We start from the raw sequence: 15,607 nt of genomic DNA on the forward strand, positions 1-15,607 counted from the left end.
GATTTGGGGCGTGGGAGTCGTTCAGATCCGCACGTAGAAACCTGACGGTGTCAGAAAGTACGGCATCTCTCAGCCTCGCCTCCATACGCGCACCACAGTTCATCGCCATGGTGCTGTGGGTGATTGCCCTCACGATCGTGATCTTCCTGTCGCTCCTTATACGAGCGGGAATCATAGGTCATCTAGACGGGTCGGCTGAGATATTTAGTCTCACTTTGGCCGTTGCAGCGAACGTTTTGTTCATCACGGTCGGTTTCGTAGTCGCTGAGATCACGCGGCAGTGGTGGTCCATTCCTTTCGCTGTGCTCATTCCACTAGCCCTATATGCAATTGAGCTCTTTGGAAATGGAACGCGTTGGTTGTTGGCGCTCAACCCCCTGCATGGCTACATTGCGGCCAATGGTCAGCTCCCTGATTCATCTGCGTTTGCTGGCCAATGCCTTGTCGCACTGGCCAGCGTCCTACTGCTAATCGCGGTCGCAATGAGTCGCGACAGGACACGAAGCGCGGTGACGATCGGGTTGATCGGGATCCTCGCCATAGTTCCGCTCGTCACCGGTGGCGCTCTGGTTGCTTCGAGCAACGGCCAGGAGTGGAGGGCGCAGGCCGACGCTGAGCTGGAATGGACAACGGAAAAGAAGAACGGGGTATCGGTCACTGTTTTGAGCACGTACACGCCTGTCCTCGATCAGCTCACCAGCACCTGGGCGCGAATTTCGGACCTCACCTCGACAAGCGACCTCGCCTTCACCTCACTTCAACAGGACCTCGATCCCGCCTACGACCCCGAAGCACCCAGCAAAACGTTCTTCCGTCTCGACCTGAACCCGAGAGCGGCCGACATCGTTTCAAGCTCCATCGAGGCAGGGTTTAACGATGTTTCCGCATGCACTCCTAATGATCAGTCCGGAGACTTCTGGCTGCAGGGCCATCTGATCGTCCAGTCGTGGTTCATGGATAGGCGCGCTTTTGGCTCGAATGTCTCCGTTGACAGCGACCCGCGCGTAGGCGAAGCGCTGTCGGCTTTGTTCTCGCTGTCTCCCGACGAAGCACGCGCATGGGTCAAAGAGCACCCACAGAACATCCGAACCTGTTCGTGGGGCTACGCAGACTTCGAGTTCTAGATGCGGCTGTTCCTCAGGAGCCGCGCTCTTCTGGCTTGCGTCCTATTCGCCACCGCCCTCGAAGCGTCATTACCGCTTTGGGGTGCGAGGGCGTTCAAGATCACTTATCCCGGCTTCTTCGAAGCCGTACCTCTTGGCGTACCAGCTCAGTTCGCGGCTGTTGCAGCGATTCTCTACAGCACCGACTCAGCGTTCCACCCCCTCGAACGGATGGCCGCACGTCCGCTATTTCCAATGCGCCTGTTGTCCCTCCTAATCGTCACAACCCCACCGCTTGGCGTGCTCGTCCTGGCCTGCGCGGTGATGGGCGATTCTGGAACTATTGGGTGGGCCGCACCCGTTCGAGCTTTCCTTGGAATGCTCGGGCTCGGATTAGTCGCCGCTCAATTTATCGATAGGCGGCTAGCGGGCCTGTCCGCTGTCCTTGCCATAGCTGCCCCCATGACCCTCAACCCGATTCAAGTTACCGGGTTCGAGGTTTGGGGATTTGCCTATTCAGGTTCCCCTGAGCCAACATCGTGGCTCGTTGCCACTGCCCTTTTCGTCTTAGGGAGCATCCTTCATGTCACATTCCTACCAAGGGGACCCCAACTCGCAAGCTGACCGTGGCGCATAAGACTTCCATTTCGCCCCGTGCTCAGCTCCTGATGCCACGAACACTTTCATATATATATTTTTTACGACGCTCTTCTTTAGAACGGTCCCCAACTCGCTCGGTTGCTCAGCCACAACCAAGTTGGGAGGTGAGACCGGTGCCTGCCGCTGCGTCAAGACTATAAGTCTCGCTTCCGGCAGTCGGTCCGCGGTGGACCAGCTGCGGCGGCAGCAACGTCAGATGTCGCGAGGCTTTCCATCACTCGAGGCCGGCAACGACCTCGACGACCTCAAGCCCGTCGACGTTGAATAACTGTAGGACACATTCCTGTAAGGGGGACCTCGACCGGGCACCGAATCGCGTGAAGGCAACCGAGTCGACGCCTGAGCTGAGATGCCCGTAAGCCGAACCCCTATGGGAACTGAGCTAGACCTCGGGTTTGTAATGTTCGCGGGCTTGCAGGATGACGATGTGGTCGTCCGTGACGTAATAGACCAAGCGGTTCGTGTCGTCGATGCGGCGGGACCACGCGCCGGAGAGGATGTGCTTGAGGGCCTCGGGTTTGCCGATGCCAGCGAACGGATCGCGCAGTGCGTCGGTAATCAGCTGGTTGATTCGCTTGAGAGTCTTACGGTCCTGAGTCTGCCAGTAGACGTAGTCCTCCCACCCATTCGGGTCGAAGGCGATCGTTCGACTCAAGCGTCGAAGAGATCGTGCTGCTCGAACTCGCCACGCCGGGCCCGCTCAATCGCCGTGAGCAACCGCTCGGCATTGGCGGGGCTCCGCAGCAGGTACGCCGTCTCGGTCATCGCGTCATAGTCCTCCTTTGAGAGGATGACAGCGTTTCCGTGCCGGGATACGACCTCGACTGCGATGTGGTCGTCGTTGACCTGCTGAATGAGCCCGAACAGGCTCTTGCGTGCTTCCGTCGCGGTGATCGCCGACATGATTGCCTCCCTGAGTAGTACTTGATAGCGTACCACTGAAGGATGCGGTGAGGGAAGTGCTCCGTTCCCGAATGGGGAACCCCTTGCGGGACAGCGGGTCAAGGCAATTTACGATGGCGTCGGAAAGCACGCGGATTGCAACCGATGCGCGCCGCATGTCAATCCAAGGTTGACAAATGCGCCAGTCAATCTATGATTGACACATGGTTCACGACAATCCGGCCCTAAAATCTCGGGCAGCATTCACCGCTACATTTATCGCGCTTGCTTCCGTTGGCATCGCCCTTTCCACGCTTCTCGTTGCTTCCATTGTGATCAAGGTCATATTGCTCTTCGTCGCCGCGTTGCTGCTCGGCGCAGTGGGGGCTTCCCTTGCAGTAGTGATCGCACGCGCCAAGCCACCCCGCGACCAGTGAGTGAAGAACCCGAGCAGACCGACGACGGCCTGCGCCGCGCCCTGTCAGACGCAATTGCGTCAGTCGACCCAACTCTGGCGGGGCGCCTTGAACACGAGCCCGACTCCTATCTTGACCTCATTGATCTGACATCCCGGAGCGCTGAGGAAATAGCTCAGCTTTTGCAGTTTGCAGTCGCATCCGCTCGTCAGGCGAGCGTGAGCTGGGAGCGCATCGGGCAGCAACTTGGCATGAGTCGGCAAGCAGCCCAGCAGAGATTCGGGCGGGTTCTCGACAGTACCGACGTTCATTCTTCTGACGAGAAACGTCGACTCTATCCCTTGACGGCGTTTGACGAGATGGACGCGCTAGCCGAAGCTGGACGCGCGGGGTGGCATTCAATTAGCTACGGAATGTACTTCCACGACGTCATCCAATCTAATGAGCAATGGGAACACCTCCGAGTCGCGGCATTCGAATCCAGCCGACACCGATTAGAGGGTGAAGGATGGCGTCGAATAGGAACAATGTGGTTTCCATGGGCCTACTACGCTCGTCCCACGGGAAAGCCCATTGAAGCAGACGGTGCGCCCGCTGATCCAACCGCCTAGCCGAACTTCGGTTCCAAGGTGAGTACCTGGCCGCGATCTCGGCGCCGGTCGTCCTCTGCCCGCATGGGGAACCCCCAACGGGACGAGACGACTTCCGTCTTCGCACCTTTGGTGGACTGACGAGTCTCGCTATGGGCAACGCGGCAGTTCGTGACCAAAGGGACGGAGGAGAGGTTGCACCGAGTCTGTTCCTTTGCATTTCCCTAAGCCGTCGGGGATAGCCCAGCCGCGATGGCTTGGAGCGACCCGCAAGGTAGACTTCTATCCCGACAGATCGTCATCGGGCTGACCTCGATTACTCGATAGGGTGCGGAGATGGCATTGCATCCGATTGGCCTCGTCCCGCTCGTCATCGCTGAGCTGCCCTCTCTCCAGGGTGGATCGATGACCGTGGGTGGCTACCTGCCTCGTGGGCACGTTTCATATGCGCGTGTGATGAATCCCATGCACGACGATGACAATCAACCCCTCGCCTGGTGGACCTTTGCTGCGGAGCAGTCCGAGGTGGACGCAACTACAAAGTGGACCGACCTCAACGACGGCGAGCGGGAAGTAAATCCCACAATCGGGACCATCGAACCCACCGTGGCCGCAACGCTCGCCCGGCTTCTCCGAGCACACACCTCCGCACCCACCGAGTGTTTCTTCCTCGTCTGGGAAGGGTACACCGGCATGCGCGATGACTTACGAGACACGGCAAGCATCACGATCCTGCCCGATCGTGAAGTGCTCATTCTCGCCGGCGACCTCGCCGATGGCGCGGAGCCCTTCGATGGGATGGCCAACGGCAGAAGTGCTCAGTGGTGGATGCCCGCAGACGGTGTGTGGGCAGTCGGGAACGACCTCTACGGCGCGAGCGTCTATATCTCAGGAACCGAAGAGCTGATCACTGATATTCTCGCCGCCGATGACATCGAGGCATACCGTGCGACAGCATCGATGCAGATCGTCTCCGAAGAGTGGGCCTCTTAGCTCCCTGCGATCGCTGGCTCTGGGTCCGTTCCCGATGAGGGAACGCTCACCGGGACGAACGCTGGTGACAACTGTGGGACGATGATCGCGTCAGCGTAGTGCTCAATCGCACCGCCATAGAGTGGGCGCCCTCTTCTCGCCACGCATTAGTTAGCTGATCGATCTCGGCTCTGCTGGGGTCCCTTCGGTTGATCAGTTGCGTGCATATTGGCAGCGCACCCAAGCACAGCGCGGCAGAGGTGCTCCCTGCCGGCGAGGGTGGGTTGACCTGCGCGCCCCGTATGCTTGCATCCGTGATCGCCGCCATCGCCTTCGTCACTCTGATTGGACTGCTGGTTCTCTTCCAGCTTTCCCTCGCCTTCGGTGCGCCGTGGGGACGATTCGCGTGGGGCGGGCAGCATCCCGGCGTGCTGCCGCTCGGGTATCGGATCGCCGCCGGCGTCTCCATCCTGATCTACGGGTTCATCGCCCTGCTCGCCCTCGACCGGGCGGGTGTCGCTGACGTGTTTCCGAACGAGTTCTCGCAAGTGGGGATCTGGGTGGTCTTTGGATACCTCACCCTCGGCGTGATGATGAATGCGATCTCCCGGTCCAAACCGGAGCGGTATGCGATGACACCGGTCGCCCTCGCGCTCGCGATCCTCGCGCTGCTGATCGCGTTGAGCGGCCCCGCCGAGGAATCGTTCGCCGGCATGGTGCTCGATGACGGAGACGGACCGGTGTTCTGCACGACGATCATGGAGTCCTACCCGCCCCAATGCGGCGCCGACTCGCCTGCTATTACCGGATGGGATTGGGCCGCAGTCGAGCACGAGCAGTCGCAATCGATCCGCTGGGGCGAGTACCGATTCAGGGGCGAGCGCGGGGGCAACACCATCTCCGTCAGCGGTTCGACATCGCCGCTGCACTGACCGGGCGGAGGGAAGGAAGCAACGCACCCATGAGGTGTAGCTGTCTTCGGTACGAACTCTGCGTCGGCCGTGATCATCCACGCGGTCTGATGCCCGTAAGCCGGACGCTGAGCGGGACAATCGAACACGCACGGAACGCCAACGATGATCCGCAGCGTATCGAGGCCGCTCCATTCCCGTATGCCCCGCCCGAGAAAATGCCCGGTGAAGGGGGGACATACGGTGCACTTCAGAAGCACGGCCGGATACAGAGGGCTGTGACTTTCGGCGTTATGTGGCGGCGTTCTGTGATCGCTCTTTGGCGCACCAACCCGGTTGCCGGCGCTGGCTCAGAACGCAGTCAGCGTCTTGCGCGCGTGATGGTTACAGCTTGGCGGCAGGGCGGTCACAAAAACACCCGGCTGAGGTCACTCAACCGGGCGTTTCAGGACCTGCCGCTTTTCGGCTGGCCATCCCTCGTGGTGTTACAACTCCTGAGAGCCGCCGCATTACGGGGCTATCGCTTTTTCCGCCCCGAGCGCGCTGCTCAGGACCGGCGAACTCTTACATAGGAATCAGGCCTCGAGCTTTTCAAGCTTCTCGACGATCTTGTTTCGTTCCCGATTCACCTTCCACCAACTGACTGAATGGCGCATGGTGAGCAAACCGATCTCAGCCAGGTCAGGAAGATCCTCCTCGGCCAACTTCTTGTTCACCAACTCCTTGTCGTCGCTGTCAGTGGACTCGATGATGGCATGGGCGCGAGTGACCCGATCCGACGCGAGCGGGTGGGCTGCCACGGCAGCGTTCGCCGAGGCGAGCTTCGCTTGTAGCTCTTCCGTAGATTCACGATTGAACATAGGTCAGCTCCTTACTTTCCCTTGATGCAGGCGAGAGCGGCTTTCGCAAAAGCCCCGCCGAGGGACCCTGTTGAGCCCGATGCAATGATGTTGGAAATCTGCGGTGCATTCAGCCCAATGCCACGAAGGCACCTGATTACTGCCGGTGCAAACCACACCGGGTCGGCAACGACCGGCTACGCGACGTTTTCTGCCGCGGTGTGGTCGACACTCTGTGTCAGTGTCGATCCCTCTACGGCGTAGCTTGTCGAAACGTTGGCGCCGTCGGCATCCACGGCCCATGCGTCGCCCACAATCACTGCCGTGCTGCCGTCAGGATTGAGGATTGCTGCTCCGTCATCCACCAGCGCGAGCGTTTGGCCCTCGTCGAGCGTTACCTCGTACGAGTAATCGGTAGGTGCGTCCGCACCGACAATGGTGGTGAGCATCTGCACACCGAGGTCGCTAACCACAATCGAATTCGCACTCGACTCCCCGGGATACGTCACAGTGCCGTCTGGAAGTGTGACCGGTGCCCCTGCCGCGGACGCATTGGGTAGCTGGATCGTGAAGAGATCGCCGTCCTCGCCGGTCATCGTGACGCCATCGGAAAGGGCGGACGGCACAGATACTTCGCCGCTGCCCAGCTGAGTGGTGCCAGTGCCAGTTGCTACGGAATCGTGAAGCAGGGCGGGGTTAGTGTTTCCGACGTTCGCTAGTGATTCAGCAATCACAGTGGACGATGCGTCAGACTGGTCGGTGGTGCTTGCGAAAGCACTCGCGGGTGCTGCCAGCGTGGCGAAAGCTACTGCGCCTGCCACGCAAAGTGCCGTCGATCAAAAAGACGTTGAACGACCATAAGTTTTCATTTCATACCCCCATTTTGTGTGTACGCGATAGATACTGCGCCTCTGAAAAACTGTATATGTTGAGCGAGCGACACTCAGCTTTCTCTCAGGCTATGCGCCGTCCCAAGAGCATCTCGGACGGCATCGACCCGTCGACGACCTCGGGCCGGCTGATGCTGAACATGCTCGCCACATTGGCCGAGTACGAACGTGAGCTGATCACGGAACGCGTGAACGCCGGGATCACGGCAGCGCGGAAAGGCGGCACCAGGTTCGGGCGGCCCCTGTCGGACCCCGTCGTAGTCGCCGACAAGCTCAAGCTTGTTTCCGAAGCTCGAGCGAAGGGACGGACCGCTGAGGACGCGGCGAAACTCGTCGGGTGGAGCCGGGCCACTTTGTACCGCCACCAGCAGGCCTTCGCGGCTCGCGAGAGCGCGACCGTGTAGGTGACTCGTGGACGCAGCCGAGCGGTGGCATGTTCTTCGGCTGCATGTCGAAGACCAGATCCCGCTCGCTGTCCTCGCCCGAGAGATCGGGATCTCCGCTCGGACACTGCAACGCTGGCGCCGATGGGAAACCCGACCGGCCGTGGCTGACCACAGTGATGGACGACTACTCCCGCGCGATCTGCGGGTACATGGTCTTCACCGGTGCCCCCTCAGCAATCAACACTGCTCTGGCCCTTCGGCAGGCGATCTGGCGAAAAACTGACCCGGCGTGGGCGATGTGCGGTATCCCGGACATCCTGCACGTCGACCACGGCTCCGACTTCATCAGCCACCACCTCGAGCGGACCGCCATTGCCCTGCACGTCAGGATCATCCACTCGACCGTCGGACGACCCCAGGGGCGGGGCAAGATCGAACGGTTTTTCGGCACTATCAACACCGAACTCCTCAGCACCCTCCCCGGACATCTCGGACCCGGCAGCCGGACACCACAACCAGTTCTCGACCTGGCAGGGCTCGATCGCGCGATCGGTGAATTTATCGGCACCTACAACGACAGAGTCCATAGCGAGTTGGGGATCCCGCCGCGGGACGCCTGGGTTGGCGACGGTTGGCTACCCCGAATGCCAGAGAGTCTCGAAGAACTCGACGGGCTGCTCCTTACTGTTCCGAAGAGCCGGGTGGTGCAACGTGATGGCATCCACTTCCAAGGCCAGCGTTACCTCGCCCCGACTCTTGCTCCTTTCGTTGGGCACACCATCACGATCCGGTACGATCCACGCGACATCTCCGAGATCCGCGTTTACGACCGTGACACGTTCATCTGCACCGCCATCGACGAAGCCCACCCCAACCTCCGACTCAGCCTTCGCGACATCGAAACGGCCCGCCGCGCCCGCCGCAAGCAGCTGCGTCGCGCCATCAACGATCGCATCCCAACCATTGCTACCCGCGAGGAACCGCGCACCCCCGGACCGGCGAAGCGGCGGCCGCGGCTGCGCACCTACGAAGAGGACGAGTGATGAACCAAGCATTCATCGTCACCAAGGAACACCGGCGCTTCACCGAATTCGCCAACGCCGTCCGGAAGGAGAAGACCATCGGGATTTGCCACGGGGCCGCTGGCGTCGGTAAAACCAACTCCGCCCGCCGCTACGCGAACTGGGACGCCCTCGAGGCCTACATCAATGATTGGGGACCGCGCGGCGACCAAGACGCTCCGCACTACGCTCTGGCGAACCGATCCCGAACCGTCTTCTACACACCCGAAGTGCTCTGCAGTCCTAAATCGCTGATGAACGAGATCATGCACTGGCAGATCAAAGTCGGGATCTGCGCCGATGAGCGCCTCCGCTCCCTGAGCCCCGGGGCCGCGGCTGCAAAGCAGAAAGACGTCACTCGTTTTGTGGAGCTGCTGATCATCGACGAAGCCGAACGGCTCACTCCCACCGCCCTGGAACCGCTCCGCGACAAACACGACCGCACCCACCTTGCGATGATCTTGATCGGCATGCCCGGCATCGACGAACGATTTCGTCACTACCCCCAGCTCTACAGCCGGCTCGGGTTCTCACACCATTACCGCACCCTCGGACGCGACGAGCTCCTCTTCGTTCTCGACCGCCATTGGAAGCGACTGGGCAGGACTCTCGACCCTGACGACTTCACCGACGCGCAAGCAATCGCCGCCATCGAACGCATCACCCGCGGCAACTTCCGCCTCCTCGAAAGACTCTTCCCCCAAATCAACCGGGTACTCAAGATCAACCAGCTCGACACCATCACCGACGACGTCGTCGAAGCCGCAGCCAGCATCCTCGTCATCGGCAACTAGCGACACGAAGCGATCACAGAACACCGCCAAGAAGCGCTAACAGTCACAACAGAGGGCTACGCACGCGTATTGCACACAACCGCGACCTCACCGCCCAAAAAACGCTTCCGAATCACTGAACTTTTCCGCGCCGCCGAGTTCACGGGTTACCGCGGCAGCCAGTGTGTCGGCGACACCACGACCTCATTCACTCAAATACACACGCCAATTCACTGCCTGCAGGCGGGGTCGGGGCGACCGGTAGACTTGCCGGGTCAAGCATCCGCTATCTCGGGGAGAATTCCACACGTGACCGCTGTTTCCAAAACCTCTTCCCGCGGCGTCGCTGACACCGTTTCCAACGCTATTGCGACGCCCGAAAAGGAGCAGCCCTACGGGGCGCTCGGACTCAAAGCCGACGAGTACGCGAAGATCCGCGAAATTTTGGGCCGCCGCCCAACGTCGGGCGAGCTGGCAATGTACTCGGTGATGTGGAGCGAGCACTGCTCCTATAAAAGCTCCAAGATGTACCTGCGCCAGTTCGGCGATAAAGTCACCCCCGCCATGAAGAAAAACCTCATGGTCGGCATGGGCGAAAATGCCGGTGTTCTCGACGTCGGCGAAGGCTGGGCGGTCACGTTCAAGATCGAATCGCACAACCACCCTTCATACATCGAACCGTTCCAGGGCGCCGCGACCGGCGTCGGCGGCATTGTGCGCGACATCATCTCGATGGGCGCCCGCCCGGTTGCCGTGATGGATGCCCTGCGCTTCGGCGACATCAACGACCCCGATACCGCCCGCGTCGTACACGGCGTGGTCTCGGGCATCAGCTTCTACGGCAACTGCCTCGGCCTGCCGAACATCGGCGGCGAAACCGTGTTCGACCGGGTCTACCAGGGCAACCCGCTCGTCAACGCTCTCTCGGTTGGCGTGCTGCGCCACGAAGACCTGCACCTCGCCAACGCTCGCGGCGTTGGCAACCAGGTCGTGTTGTTTGGAGCCCGCACCGGCGGCGACGGCATCGGCGGGGCATCCATTCTTGCCTCGGACACGTTCAGCGCCGGCGGGCCCACCAAGCGCCCCGCGGTGCAGGTCGGCGACCCGTTCGCCGAGAAGGTGCTCATCGAGTGCTGCCTCGAACTGTTTGCGGGCAAGCTCGTCGAGGGAATCCAGGACCTCGGGGCGGCGGGCATCTCGTGCGCGACCAGCGAACTCGCCTCGAACGGCGACGGTGGCATGTTCATCGAACTCGAGAAGGTGCTGCTGCGCGACCCCACGCTCACCGCCGAAGAGATTCTCATGAGCGAGAGCCAGGAGCGCATGATGGCGATCGTCACGCCCGAAAAGCTCGAGGGCTTTCTCGCCGTCACCAAGAAGTGGGACGTCGAGACCAGCGTTCTCGGCGAGGTCACCGATACCGGCCGGTTGATCATCAACTGGCACGGCGAAGAAATCGTCAACGTTCTGCCGCGCACCGTTGCCGTGGACGGCCCGGTCTACGAGCGTCCGCTCGCCTACCCGACCTGGATCGACGCCCTGCAGGCCGACACTGCCTCCGTGCTGCCGCGCGCGCTCGACGGCGAGACCCTGCGCGAGCAGTTTCTCGATCTGCTCGGCTCGCCCAACCTCGCCGACCCGAGCTGGATCACCGACCAGTACGACCACTACGTGCAGGGCAACACGGCGCTGGCTTTTCCCGACGACGGCGGCATGATCCGCGTCGACGAAGAAAGCGGACTCGGTTTCGCGATCGCCACCGACGCGAACGGCCGTTACTGCCAGCTCGACCCGTACCGCGGCGCGCAACTCGCCCTTGCCGAGGCCTATCGCAACGTCGCCACGACCGGCGCGATCCCGGCCGGCGTCAGCGACTGCCTCAATTTTGGCTCCCCCGAGAACCCCGAGGTCATGTGGCAGTTCCGTGAGGCCGTCACGGCCCTCGCCGACGGATGCCTGGAGCTCGAGATTCCCGTCACCGGCGGCAACGTCTCGTTCTACAACCAGACCGGCGACCAGCCGATTCACCCCACCCCGGTCGTGGCCGTGCTCGGCGTGATCGACAACGTCGCACGCCGCATCCCGAGCGGCTGGCAGGACGACGGGCACAACATCTACTTGCTCGGTGACACCCGCCTCGAACTCGACGGCTCGGCCTGGGCCGGTGTCGTGCACAACCACCTCGGTGGTCGTCCGCCGGTCGTGGATCTCGGCCGGGAGAAGGCCCTCGCCGGACTGCTGCACGCCGCGTCGAAGGAAGCCCTCATCGACAGCGCCCATGACCTCAGCGAGGGTGGGCTCGCCCAGGCCCTCGCCGAAGCCGTGATGCGTTTCGGTGTGGGCGCTCGGGTCTGGCTCGGCGACATTCTGGATCGGGACGGGGTGGATGCATCCACTGCCCTGTTCTCGGAGTCGGCCGGTCGCGTCATCGTAAGCGTGCCGCGCGAAGACGACGTGAAGTTTCTCGGCCTGTGTGCCGGTCGCTACATTCCGGTGCTGCGCATCGGCGTGACCGACGCCACGCTGCACGCCCTCGAGATTCAGGACGTCTTCTCGGCCTCGCTGCCGGAGATGCACAATCGACACCGCACCACTCTCCCCGCCGCCTTCGCCTAACCCTCCCCGGTTTTCGAGGCGTCGACCCGGGCATAACTCCTGCAATTTCTGCAGCGCACCAAGTTCGGTCCCGGAAACATGCGGCACTGTCACCGTCGGCGCGCAAATTGCAGGAGTTATGCGCCAAGAGGCAGGTGGAGCAGATGGAAATGGTTAGAGGAACGGTTCGGCGATCAGGGTCTCGGCTCGCTCCCAGAGGCGGGCGGCCACCGCGCGGTCGCGGGAGGTTCGGGTGGCCGACTGGCGAGTCGGGGCGCCGCGGGTGAGCAGGCGCGGGCCGAAGTAGTCGCCGCCCTGGGCATTTGGGTCGATAGCCGCGCGCACGGTCGACCAGGCGCCGTGGTGCTTGCCCTGGGCTCCGATCACGGTTTGCAGGCCGTCGATCACCCGTTTGCCGCGCGACACCTCATTGATCGAACGGATGCCAGGGGTCAGCCCCGAGATGGAATATCCCGGATGCGCCACCAACGACTGCACCATTCCGGCACCGTTAGCCCGCAGGCGCCGGTCGAGCTCAAACCCGAACACCTGCATGGCAATCTTGGACTGCGCGTAGGCTTTCCACCCGTTGTACGTGGTCGCCAGCTGCAGGTCGTCGAGCGAGGAGTCCATCAGCCGGGAGATCAACGACCCGAGCGACACCACCCGACTACCGGGCGTGCGGCGGAGCGCCATGAGGCTGCCGGCGGTGAGCGCGAAGTGCCCGAGAAAATTCGTCGCGAAGATCAACTCGTTGCCATCGAGGCTCACCTGGCGATCCCTGGACGGATGCACGATTCCGGCGTTGAGAATCAGACCGTCGAGGCGCGGCAGCGCGCGCAAGGTCTCGCTCACGCTTCGAACGGACTGTAGGTCGGCCACGTCGAGCTGCAACACAGAAACGGATGCTCCCGGGACGCGGGCGCGGATGGCCGCCGCCGCGGCATCCGCTTTGGCGAGGTTGCGGCAGGCAAGCACAACGTGAGCACCCGTGCCGGCGAGCTGCTCGCTCGTGAAGTAACCGAGTCCGGCGTTGGCGCCGGTCACGACGAAGGTTTTGCCGGACTGGTCTGGCAGCGAACGCGGGTTCCAGCTCACCCGGCTACGACGCTGAAATCGGCGACGATGCTGGTTCCGCCCCGGCAGAGCGCCCCGGCTCCACCGGCTCGCCGCCAGCGATTCGAACGTGGTGGTGGATCACCTCGGCGATGATGAAGTTGAGAAACTTCTCGGCGAAGGCCGGGTCGAGATGGGCTTCCTCGGCGAGGCCGCGCAGGCGGTCGATCTGCATGAGTTCACGCGCCGGGTCGGCGGCCGGCAGCCCATGGGCCGCCTTGAGCCGCCCGACCTGCTGGGTGAACTTGAACCGCTCGGCCAGCAGGTGAATAAGCGCGGCGTCAATGTTGTCGATGCTCTCGCGAATGCTGTGCAGCTGCAGGGTCGCAGCCGCGTCGGCGTCGGCGTCGGCGTCGGCGGGTAATTCCTCGTGTACGGCCATCCTTTTACGATAATGCATGCCCCCGCGGTCAAGCGGATGCCGCCGCCGCCCGGCTGCGCGCCCCGAACGACCGCAGCCGCAATCGTTTCTGCGTCAGGAGTATGCCAAGCAGCACCAACAGCGCCCCGGTCGGCTCGTGCCAGGAGAATGTTTCCGCGAGCACGAGTACCCCCAGCGCCACGCCGACCACGGGCGTCACATAGGTCACCGTGGACGCATTGGTCGGACCCCAGGCGCGCAACACGTTGATGTTCCAGATGTAGGCCAGGCCGGTGCCGAGCGCACCGAGCGCGAACAGGCACAGCACGATCGGCACGGTCAGCGCCACCGGGCTCCAGGCCAGCGCCGGCGTCAGAAGCAGCATGATGCCACCGGCAATGCCGATGTTCAGAAAAGCGAACGTCGATGCTGCGATCGGCCGCCCACTCAGAAAGCGGCGGGTGTAGCCGAAGGTGAAGCCGTAGCAGACGGCCGCGCCAAGGCAGGCAAGCTGGCCCCAGAGATCGCCCGTGAGCGAGGAATACTGTCACGGACCGATGATCACTACAACACCGACGATGCCGACCACGACGCCCGCAACCTGCGCGCGCACGAGTTTCTCCACTCGAAAGGCAAGCGTCGCCATCAACGCCGTCATGATCGGGGTGACCGCGTTGTAGATGCTCGCCAGGCTCGATGAGACGTATTGTTCGGCCCAGGCGAAGAGCAGGTGCGGAATCACGCATCCGCTGATCGCGATGACCAGAAAATGTAGCCAGACCACGCCCTCCCGCGGCAGCACCGGCCCGCTCCTGATGCGCGGACGGGTCACGAACACGATCAGTCCGAGGGTCAGCCCGCCGAGCACGAGTCGCGACCATGCGATCTGCCCGAAGCTGACGCCATCGAGCGCAACCTTCATGAAGAGAAAGCTCGAGCCCCAAATCACTCCCATGCCAAGAAACTGCAGCACGATGAGGCTTTTACTGGCGGCAGTCGTCGAGGGCACTCCCCGAGCCTATAGCGGCCACGGACCAGCCCGGGCCCGGCGGGGCTCAACGTCTCAAAAGCGGCGAACAATGGCAGCGGATGCTCACACGGGCGCGCCCTGGCCGTGGCCGATTCAGAAAAATCCAACCGGCGGGCCGCGGGAAAGTCGCTGGGTTTGGGGACGCAGGCGCCTGACCACCAGGTTTTCCTGACTTCGCCACCAGAATCATCGTCCACTGATAGGAGCGGATGCCGCTCTCCTACGAAGACGCGTCGGCTCCGGCGTTGCTCTCGGCATCCGGCGTATCAGGCACATCCGGCGCACCCGGCGCATTCCCGGTGGCCTGACCAAAGCCGCCGCTTGGCCCGCCGCCCAGGATTGTGCCGCTCGGCCCGGTGGGACGCAGGTCGCGATAGGTCACGAATCGGCCCGCGAAGCCGTCGAGGCGAGCTTGCAGCCCGGCGCGCACGGCCGGCCATTCGTCAGCGAGGATCGAGTAGACGGCGCTGTCCCGCCAGGTGCCGTCGGCCCGCGGGCAATCACGGCGCACGATGCCCTCGAACGTGGCGCCGATGCCCAGGATGGCGGTGCGGGAACGCTCGTTGCGGGCATCCGCCTGAATCTTGACCCGGCCGAAGCCGTTGTCGAAGGCGGCACCGAGCACGAGCAGTTTGGTTTCGGCATTGACAGGGGTGCCCCAGACGCGCGGGTCGTAGGCGGTCCAGCCGAGGTGGATGGCTTCTTTGACGACGTCGATGTCGCCGAGGGTGGTCGTTCCAACGACGTCACCGTCGTTCGGGCCGCCGAGCAGTCTGACCACGTAGGGCAGGGCCTCCCACTGAAAGTAATCGTGCGCCCACTTGATGAAGCCGTCAACATCCCGCTGCAAGGCGGCCGGGCCGCCACCGTAACCGGCCGCGAACACTTCGGGGTGCGCGATAGCGCGCGCCAGGTCGGGCAACACCGCACTGCCGAGCGGTTGAAGCTGCACAAAACGACCGGTCAGGGTCAGGGAATGGGGTCTCACGGCGTTCACACGACCAGTGTGACAGGTCAAAGTG

15 protein-coding genes and 4 pseudogenes are annotated in these 15,607 nt (G+C 62.6%); 10 read left to right on the forward strand and 9 right to left on the reverse strand.

The window, feature by feature from the left end; genetic code table 11:
• Positions 1-107: 107 nt before the first annotated feature.
• A complete protein-coding gene (locus tag E3T38_RS07595) occupies positions 108-1,124 on the forward strand; it encodes a hypothetical protein (protein WP_134547626.1) in 1,017 nt (338 codons plus the stop codon).
• A 1,021-nt stretch (positions 1,125-2,145) separates the two neighbouring features.
• Here the strand turns inward: E3T38_RS07595 and E3T38_RS07600 are convergent.
• Complete coding sequence (locus E3T38_RS07600) at positions 2,146-2,418, reverse strand: Txe/YoeB family addiction module toxin (RefSeq protein ID WP_134547628.1); 273 nt, start codon at positions 2,416-2,418, stop codon at positions 2,146-2,148.
• Entirely contained in the window at positions 2,415-2,666 is a 252-nt protein-coding gene (locus tag E3T38_RS07605; RefSeq protein WP_035878994.1) for a type II toxin-antitoxin system Phd/YefM family antitoxin, read from the reverse strand. Before E3T38_RS07605 ends, E3T38_RS07600 begins: the two co-directional genes overlap by 4 nt.
• Positions 2,667-2,869: 203 nt before the next feature.
• On the opposite strand from E3T38_RS07605, the gene E3T38_RS07610 reads away from it, so the two are divergent.
• The 4 genes from E3T38_RS07610 to E3T38_RS17085 all read left to right on the forward strand — a co-directional run bounded on the left by E3T38_RS07610 (position 2,870) and on the right by E3T38_RS17085 (position 5,555).
• Positions 2,870-3,082 carry a hypothetical protein gene (locus E3T38_RS07610; RefSeq protein ID WP_134547630.1) on the forward strand — a complete coding sequence of 71 codons (213 nt, stop codon included), beginning with the start codon at positions 2,870-2,872 and terminating at the stop codon, positions 3,080-3,082.
• On the forward strand, positions 3,079-3,672 hold the full coding sequence (locus E3T38_RS07615; protein ID WP_134547632.1) for a hypothetical protein: 594 nt from the start codon (positions 3,079-3,081) through the stop codon (positions 3,670-3,672). The genes E3T38_RS07610 and E3T38_RS07615 overlap by 4 nt, the downstream gene beginning before the upstream one ends.
• A gap of 315 nt (positions 3,673-3,987) precedes the next feature.
• Entirely contained in the window at positions 3,988-4,644 is a 657-nt protein-coding gene (locus E3T38_RS07620; RefSeq protein WP_134547634.1) for a hypothetical protein, read from the forward strand.
• A 293-nt stretch (positions 4,645-4,937) separates the two neighbouring features.
• Entirely contained in the window at positions 4,938-5,555 is a 618-nt protein-coding gene (locus E3T38_RS17085) for a hypothetical protein (protein WP_241984361.1), read from the forward strand.
• 554 nt (positions 5,556-6,109) lie between these two features.
• On the opposite strand, the gene E3T38_RS07630 is transcribed toward E3T38_RS17085, so the two are convergent.
• Entirely contained in the window at positions 6,110-6,394 is a 285-nt protein-coding gene (locus E3T38_RS07630) for a hypothetical protein (RefSeq protein ID WP_134547636.1), read from the reverse strand.
• A gap of 176 nt (positions 6,395-6,570) precedes the next feature.
• Positions 6,571-6,969: a hypothetical protein gene (locus E3T38_RS07635; protein WP_134547638.1), complete on the reverse strand. Its 399-nt coding sequence runs from the start codon at positions 6,967-6,969 to the stop codon at positions 6,571-6,573.
• A gap of 377 nt (positions 6,970-7,346) precedes the next feature.
• Here E3T38_RS07635 and E3T38_RS07640 point away from each other — a divergent pair.
• The 5 genes and pseudogenes from E3T38_RS07640 to purL form a co-directional block, all read left to right on the forward strand.
• A pseudogene (locus tag E3T38_RS07640) lies at positions 7,347-7,667 on the forward strand (recombinase family protein); the annotation flags it as partial.
• 7 nt (positions 7,668-7,674) lie between these two features.
• A pseudogene (locus E3T38_RS17465) lies at positions 7,675-7,743 on the forward strand (hypothetical protein); the annotation flags it as partial.
• 40 nt (positions 7,744-7,783) lie between these two features.
• Positions 7,784-8,692, forward strand: a pseudogene (locus tag E3T38_RS07645) (Mu transposase C-terminal domain-containing protein); the annotation flags it as partial.
• On the forward strand, positions 8,692-9,504 hold the full coding sequence (locus E3T38_RS07650) for an AAA family ATPase (protein ID WP_134547642.1): 813 nt from the start codon (positions 8,692-8,694) through the stop codon (positions 9,502-9,504). The pseudogene E3T38_RS07645 and the gene E3T38_RS07650, both read left to right, overlap by 1 nt.
• Positions 9,505-9,792: 288 nt before the next feature.
• Entirely contained in the window at positions 9,793-12,099 is a 2,307-nt protein-coding gene (gene purL / locus E3T38_RS07655) for a phosphoribosylformylglycinamidine synthase subunit PurL (RefSeq protein ID WP_134547644.1), read from the forward strand.
• 153 nt (positions 12,100-12,252) lie between these two features.
• On the opposite strand, the gene E3T38_RS07660 is transcribed toward purL, so the two are convergent.
• The 5 genes and pseudogenes from E3T38_RS07660 to E3T38_RS07675 form a co-directional block, all read right to left on the reverse strand.
• Positions 12,253-13,176: an SDR family NAD(P)-dependent oxidoreductase gene (locus E3T38_RS07660; protein ID WP_134547646.1), complete on the reverse strand. Its 924-nt coding sequence runs from the start codon at positions 13,174-13,176 to the stop codon at positions 12,253-12,255.
• A 4-nt stretch (positions 13,177-13,180) separates the two neighbouring features.
• A complete protein-coding gene (locus tag E3T38_RS07665) occupies positions 13,181-13,576 on the reverse strand; it encodes a chorismate mutase (protein WP_134547648.1) in 396 nt (131 codons plus the stop codon).
• A 28-nt stretch (positions 13,577-13,604) separates the two neighbouring features.
• A pseudogene (locus E3T38_RS17470) lies at positions 13,605-14,066 on the reverse strand (EamA family transporter); the annotation flags it as partial.
• A 36-nt stretch (positions 14,067-14,102) separates the two neighbouring features.
• The gene (locus E3T38_RS17475; RefSeq protein WP_370449006.1) at positions 14,103-14,564 is read right to left on the reverse strand and encodes an EamA family transporter; all 462 of its coding nucleotides are present in this window, start codon (positions 14,562-14,564) and stop codon (positions 14,103-14,105) included.
• Positions 14,565-14,805: 241 nt separating this feature from the next.
• Positions 14,806-15,582 (reverse strand): GNAT family N-acetyltransferase, encoded by a 777-nt coding sequence (locus E3T38_RS07675; RefSeq protein WP_134547650.1) that lies wholly within the window; start codon positions 15,580-15,582, stop codon positions 14,806-14,808.
• Positions 15,583-15,607 lie beyond the last annotated feature (25 nt).

The organism is Cryobacterium sp. Hb1, from assembly GCF_004403585.1.
GTDB lineage: Bacteria > Actinomycetota > Actinomycetes > Actinomycetales > Microbacteriaceae > Cryobacterium > Cryobacterium lyxosi.